This window comes from Bacteroides sp. CAG:633 (assembly GCF_000435115.1).
Classification (GTDB): Bacteria; Bacteroidota; Bacteroidia; order Bacteroidales; family Bacteroidaceae; genus Bacteroides; species Bacteroides ndongoniae.
In genome coordinates, this window is record NZ_FR883113.1 from 1 (window position 1) to 4,952 (window position 4,952).

The window sequence follows — 4,952 nt, forward strand, 5'->3', positions numbered from 1 at the left end:
AGCGGCAGCAATGCCGCCGACCTACATACCCGTAAACAAACATAAAGATATGCTGATACAATATTGTAAAAAAGGTGTTTTGTCGGTGCTTCTCGTTTGTGGAGCATGGGCAGGAGGATTTGCACAGGAGTGGAATCTGGTATGGAGTGAAGAGTTTGACCGTGACGGAAAACTGGACGAAGCGGTGTGGAATTACGAGAACGGTTTTGCACGCAACGAGGAAGCGCAGTGGTACCAGCCTGATAATGCATATTGCAAGGATGGAAAACTGGTGATCGAAGCCCGCAAAGTGGAAGGACGGAAGAACCCTTTGTACGAGGCGGGCAGTAAGGACTGGCGCAAGAAACGTGAGTTCATCGAATATACGTCCTCATCGGTTACGACTGCCGGGAAGAAGGAATTCCTTTACGGACGCTTCGAAGTGTATGCCAAGATTCCTACAGCCGGAGGGGCATGGCCGGCTATCTGGTTGCTGGGAAAAGGGGTACAGTGGCCTTCGTGCGGTGAGATTGATGTGATGGAGTATTACCGCATCAAGGGTGTGCCACATATTCTGGCCAATGCCTGCTGGGGTACCGACCGTCCATATCATGCCAAATGGAACAGTGCCAAGATTCCTTTTACTCATTTTACTGACCGTGATGCCAACTGGGCAGACAAGTTTCACCTGTGGCGTATGGATTGGGACGAAACAAGCATCAAGCTTTATTTGGACGATGAACTGCTGAACGAGATTCCTTTGAGCGAGACAATAAACGGTAAGATAGGCCAGGGAAGCAATCCATTCCGCAAGCCGATGTATCTGTTGCTGAATCTTGCCATCGGAGGCATCAACGGCGGACCGATAGACGATGCTGCTCTGCCTATGAAATACGAGATAGACTACGTGCGTGTCTATCAGAAGAAATAACTTATTATAATATGTAATCAATAAACCATTATACAAAATATCATGAAGACAAGAAAAAGCTTATGGCTACTCCTGGTAGTAGCTTTGTTGTTGCCGGCTCAGCTTGTTTCGGCAAAGAATAAGAAAGAAAAAGAAATGACCGACCGCGAACTGTGGTGCGACGTGATGTACCGTATGGCGGCTCCTGTACTGAGCAACATGAGTGAAGGCCGCCTGCAGGAAAATATGCTGGTAGAGCTCAGTCCTACATGGGACGGACGCAATAAGAAGGTAACTTACATGGAATGCTTCGGCCGTCTGATGGCCGGTCTGGCACCGTGGCTTTCGTTGCCCGATGATGATACGGCTGAAGGTAAGCAGCGCAAGCAGTTGCGCGAATGGGCACTGAAGAGCTATGCTCAGGCTGTTGATCCACAGGGTAAGGATTACCTGTTGTGGCGCAAGGAAGGACAGACACTGGTCGATGCCGCTTACGTGGCCGAAAGTTTCTTGCGTGGATACGATGCTTTGTGGATGCCGCTCGACAGCCTGACGAAGCAACGCTACATCGAAGAGTTCAGCCAATTACGCCGTGTCGATCCGCCTTATACCAACTGGTTACTGTTTTCATCGACGGTAGAGTGCTTCTTGCGTAAGGCAGGAGCCAAGAGCGATACGTACCGCATTGTCTCTTCACTTCGCAAGGTCGAAGAGTGGTATGTCGGCGATGGTTTCTACAGCGACGGACCGGGCTTTGCCTTCGACTATTACAACAGCTTCGTGCTGCATCCCATGTACGTTGAGTGTCTTGAAGTATTCACCAACAGTGGCAAAAACAAGGTTTGGAATGCGCCCGATTGCAACTTCCTGCGTGCCCAGAAGCGTATGCAGCGCTATGGCTCTATTCTGGAACGTCTGATTTCGCCCGAAGGTACTTTCCCCGTATACGGCCGTTCCATTACTTACCGCACCGGTACGCTTCAGCCTCTGGCCTTGCTGGCATGGCGCGGATGGTTGCCGAAGGAACTGTCGAACGGACAGGTGCGTGCTGCCATGACGGCTGTCATCAAGCGCATGTTCGGTGACAACCGCAACTTCAACGAAAAGGGATTCCTCACACTCGGCTTCAACGGTTCGCAACCCAATATCTCCGACTGGTATACCAATAATGGTAGCCTTTACATGGCTTCATTGGCTTTCTTGCCGCTGGGATTGCCGGCCGATCATCCTTTCTGGACCGACGCTCCGCAAAGCTGGACCAGCAAGAAGGCTTGGGAGGGCGAAGATTTCCCGAAGGATCATGCTTATTATGAGTAATTTTTCCGGTTTCTCTGTTTACAACCTTTATTCCTGATATGAGAAACTTTCGAAATACATGTCTGCTGCTGGCATTGGCTTGCCTGCCCCTTGGAACAATGGCGCAGGAGGCTGTGCCTGCCGCGAGGCTCGTGGAAGTAGGCGAGGGATACAGTCAGACGTCGGTCAATACGACGGTTTTCCGTAACAACTCGCTGGTGACCAGTGGCGACGAGCAGTACATAGCCTATTACGATGCTGACGGCTATCTGATGTTGGGCAAACGCAAGCTCGGTTCCGACCGTTGGACACTGCACCGCACACAGTACAAGGGAAATGTAAAGGATGCCCACAACGTCATCAGCATGATGATCGACGGCAAGGGCTATCTGCACGTGGCTTTCGACCATCACGGCCATCCGCTGAACTATTGTCGCAGCCTGAAACCTTATTCGCTCGAACTGGGCGAGAAGGAACCGATGACCGGTGTCGACGAAGGTAACGTGACTTATCCGGAGTTTTATCTCTTGTCGGGTGGCGATTTGCTGTTTGCCTACCGTTCCGGTTCATCGGGGCGGGGTAACCTGGTGCTGAACCGTTACGACGTGAAGACCGGGCGATGGCATCGGGTGCAGGACGTGCTGATTGATGGCGAGGACAAGCGTAATGCTTACTGGCAACTCTACGTGGACGAGCAGGGTACCATCCACTTGTCGTGGGTGTGGCGCGAAACGTGGCATGTGGAGACTAATCACGACCTCTGTTACGCCCGTTCCTACGACAATGGCGTCACCTGGTACAAGGCCAATGGACGAAAGTACGACTTGCCCATCCGTCTGGGCAACGCCGAGTATGCCTGTCGCATTCCGCAGAATTCGGAACTGATCAACCAGACCAGCATGAGTGCCGATGCCGGAGGCAATCCGTACATCGCTACCTATTGGCGTGACCCTGACAGCGACGTGCCCCAGTATCGCATTGTGTGGCACGACGGGCTGGAGTGGCATAGCCGTCAGGTAGGCGAACGTACTGTTCCGTTCTCGCTCAAGGGCGGAGGTACGAAGATGATTCCCATTGCGCGTCCGCATATCGTGGTGGATGACGGCGAGATATATTACGTCTTTCGCGACGAAGAACGGGGCAGCAAGGTGTCTGTGGCCCATACTGCCGATGTGGCCAACGGCAAGTGGCAGTTTGCCGACCTGACCGACTTTGCCGTAGATGCCTGGGAACCCTCGCACGACACTGAATTGTGGAAGAAACAGCGCCGGCTGCACCTCTTCGTACAGCACACCCGTCAGGGCGACGGCGAACGTACCGTCGAATTTGCTCCGCAACCGGTCTACGTGCTGGAAGTCGGTCGCTGACCTGTTGCATATTACATGAAATCATAAAACAACTCAAAGAAATACAGACATTATGAAGAAAATTATTTTTGCATTGCTGGCCCTGACTTTCTGCCTGGGAGGAACACCGTGCTTGGCACAGCGCCCGAAAGCGAAGAACGTGGTCAAGATAATCGACAAAGTGAACCGTCACTGGCAGGAGACGCATCCGAAGCACGGACGTGCTTTCTGGGACAACGCAGCCTATCACACCGGCAACATAGAAGCCTTTTTTCTGACCGGTAACCGTGATTACTACAACTATTCCGAAGCTTGGGCCAAACACAACGAGTGGAAGGGAGCCAAGAGCGACGACAAATCGAAGTGGAAATACAGCTACGGCGAGAGCGACGAGTATGTCCTCTTCGGCGACTATCAGATCTGTTTCCAGACTTACGTCGACCTATACAACGTGGAACCGGCCGACTACAAAGTAGCCCGTGCCCGCGAGGTGATGGAGTATCAGATGAGTACCGATAAGAACGACTACTGGTGGTGGGCCGACGGTTTGTACATGGTGATGCCCGTGATGACCAAAATGTATAAGCTGACCAACAATCCGCTTTATCTGGAAAAACTGCACGAATACTGGGAATACGCCAACAGCATCATGTACGATGCCGAAGAAGGCCTGTACTATCGCGACGGTAAGTACGTCTATCCCAAACACAAGAGTCTGAACGGAAAGAAAGACTTTTGGGCACGTGGCGACGGCTGGGTGCTTGCCGCACTGGCCAAGGTGCTGAAGGACCTGCCCGAAACCGACCGCTACCGTCAGGAGTATATCGACCGTTTCCAGACCATGGCCAAGGCCGTGGCTGCCTGCCAGCAACCCAAGGGCTACTGGACGCGCAGTATGCTCGACCCTGAACATGCACCGGGCCCCGAAACCAGCGGAACGGCATTCTTCACTTACGGCTTGCTGTGGGGTATGAACAACGGCTTGCTGGACAAGGCTACCTACGAACCCGTAGTGATGAAAGCCTGGAAATACTTGTCTACCGTGGCTTTGCAGCCCGATGGCAGTGTGGGTTATGTGCAGCCCATTGGCGAAAAGGCCATACCAGGCCAGGTAGTCGATGCCAAGTCTACCTCCAACTTCGGAGTCGGAGCATTCCTGCTGGCCGCTTGCGAGATGGTGCGCTATCTGATGTAAATATTGTTTGTAGCCGTGAGGCTATATCAACAACAATTTCTCAAATTTTTCTTTATTCTTGGGTGTCCGCAGCCGCTTTTTTCGAAGGTGGTCTGCGGACTCATTTTTATTCGGAAAACAGTTCTTTTATGGATTTACTATTCTTTTGGTAATCAGTGTTTTGTGAATATGTGGATTACCCGCTTGTTCTACACTTGTGTTGCTCGTGAGCCGTGCAAGTGTGGCT

4 protein-coding genes are annotated in these 4,952 nt (G+C 52.1%); all 4 read left to right on the plus strand.

Features of this window, described 5'->3' with window-relative positions:
* Positions 1–49 precede the first annotated feature (49 nt).
* Positions 50–910, plus strand: coding sequence for a glycoside hydrolase family 16 protein (locus QVP67_RS11725; RefSeq protein WP_022163753.1), 861 nt, complete (start codon positions 50–52; stop codon positions 908–910).
* A 42-nt stretch (positions 911–952) separates the two neighbouring features.
* Positions 953–2,206, plus strand: a complete 1,254-nt coding sequence (locus tag QVP67_RS11730; RefSeq protein ID WP_022163754.1) for a DUF2264 domain-containing protein — start codon at positions 953–955, stop codon at positions 2,204–2,206.
* A gap of 98 nt (positions 2,207–2,304) precedes the next feature.
* Entirely contained in the window at positions 2,305–3,552 is a 1,248-nt protein-coding gene (locus QVP67_RS11735) for a BNR repeat-containing protein (protein ID WP_288180160.1), read from the plus strand.
* A 52-nt stretch (positions 3,553–3,604) separates the two neighbouring features.
* Positions 3,605–4,726 (plus strand): glycoside hydrolase family 88/105 protein, encoded by a 1,122-nt coding sequence (locus tag QVP67_RS11740; protein WP_022163756.1) that lies wholly within the window; start codon positions 3,605–3,607, stop codon positions 4,724–4,726.
* Positions 4,727–4,952: the final 226 nt, after the last annotated feature.

Excerpts from the sequence above, each read along its gene's own strand:
- QVP67_RS11730 (WP_022163754.1), top strand. The coding sequence starts at position 953 with ATGAAGACAAGAAAAAGCTTATGGCTACTCCTGGTAGTAGCTTTGTTG.
- QVP67_RS11735 (WP_288180160.1), top strand. The coding sequence starts at position 2,305 with ATGGCGCAGGAGGCTGTGCCTGCCGCGAGGCTCGTGGAAGTAGGCGAG.
- QVP67_RS11725 (WP_022163753.1), top strand. The coding sequence starts at position 50 with ATGCTGATACAATATTGTAAAAAAGGTGTTTTGTCGGTGCTTCTCGTT.
- QVP67_RS11740 (WP_022163756.1), top strand. The coding sequence starts at position 3,605 with ATGAAGAAAATTATTTTTGCATTGCTGGCCCTGACTTTCTGCCTGGGA.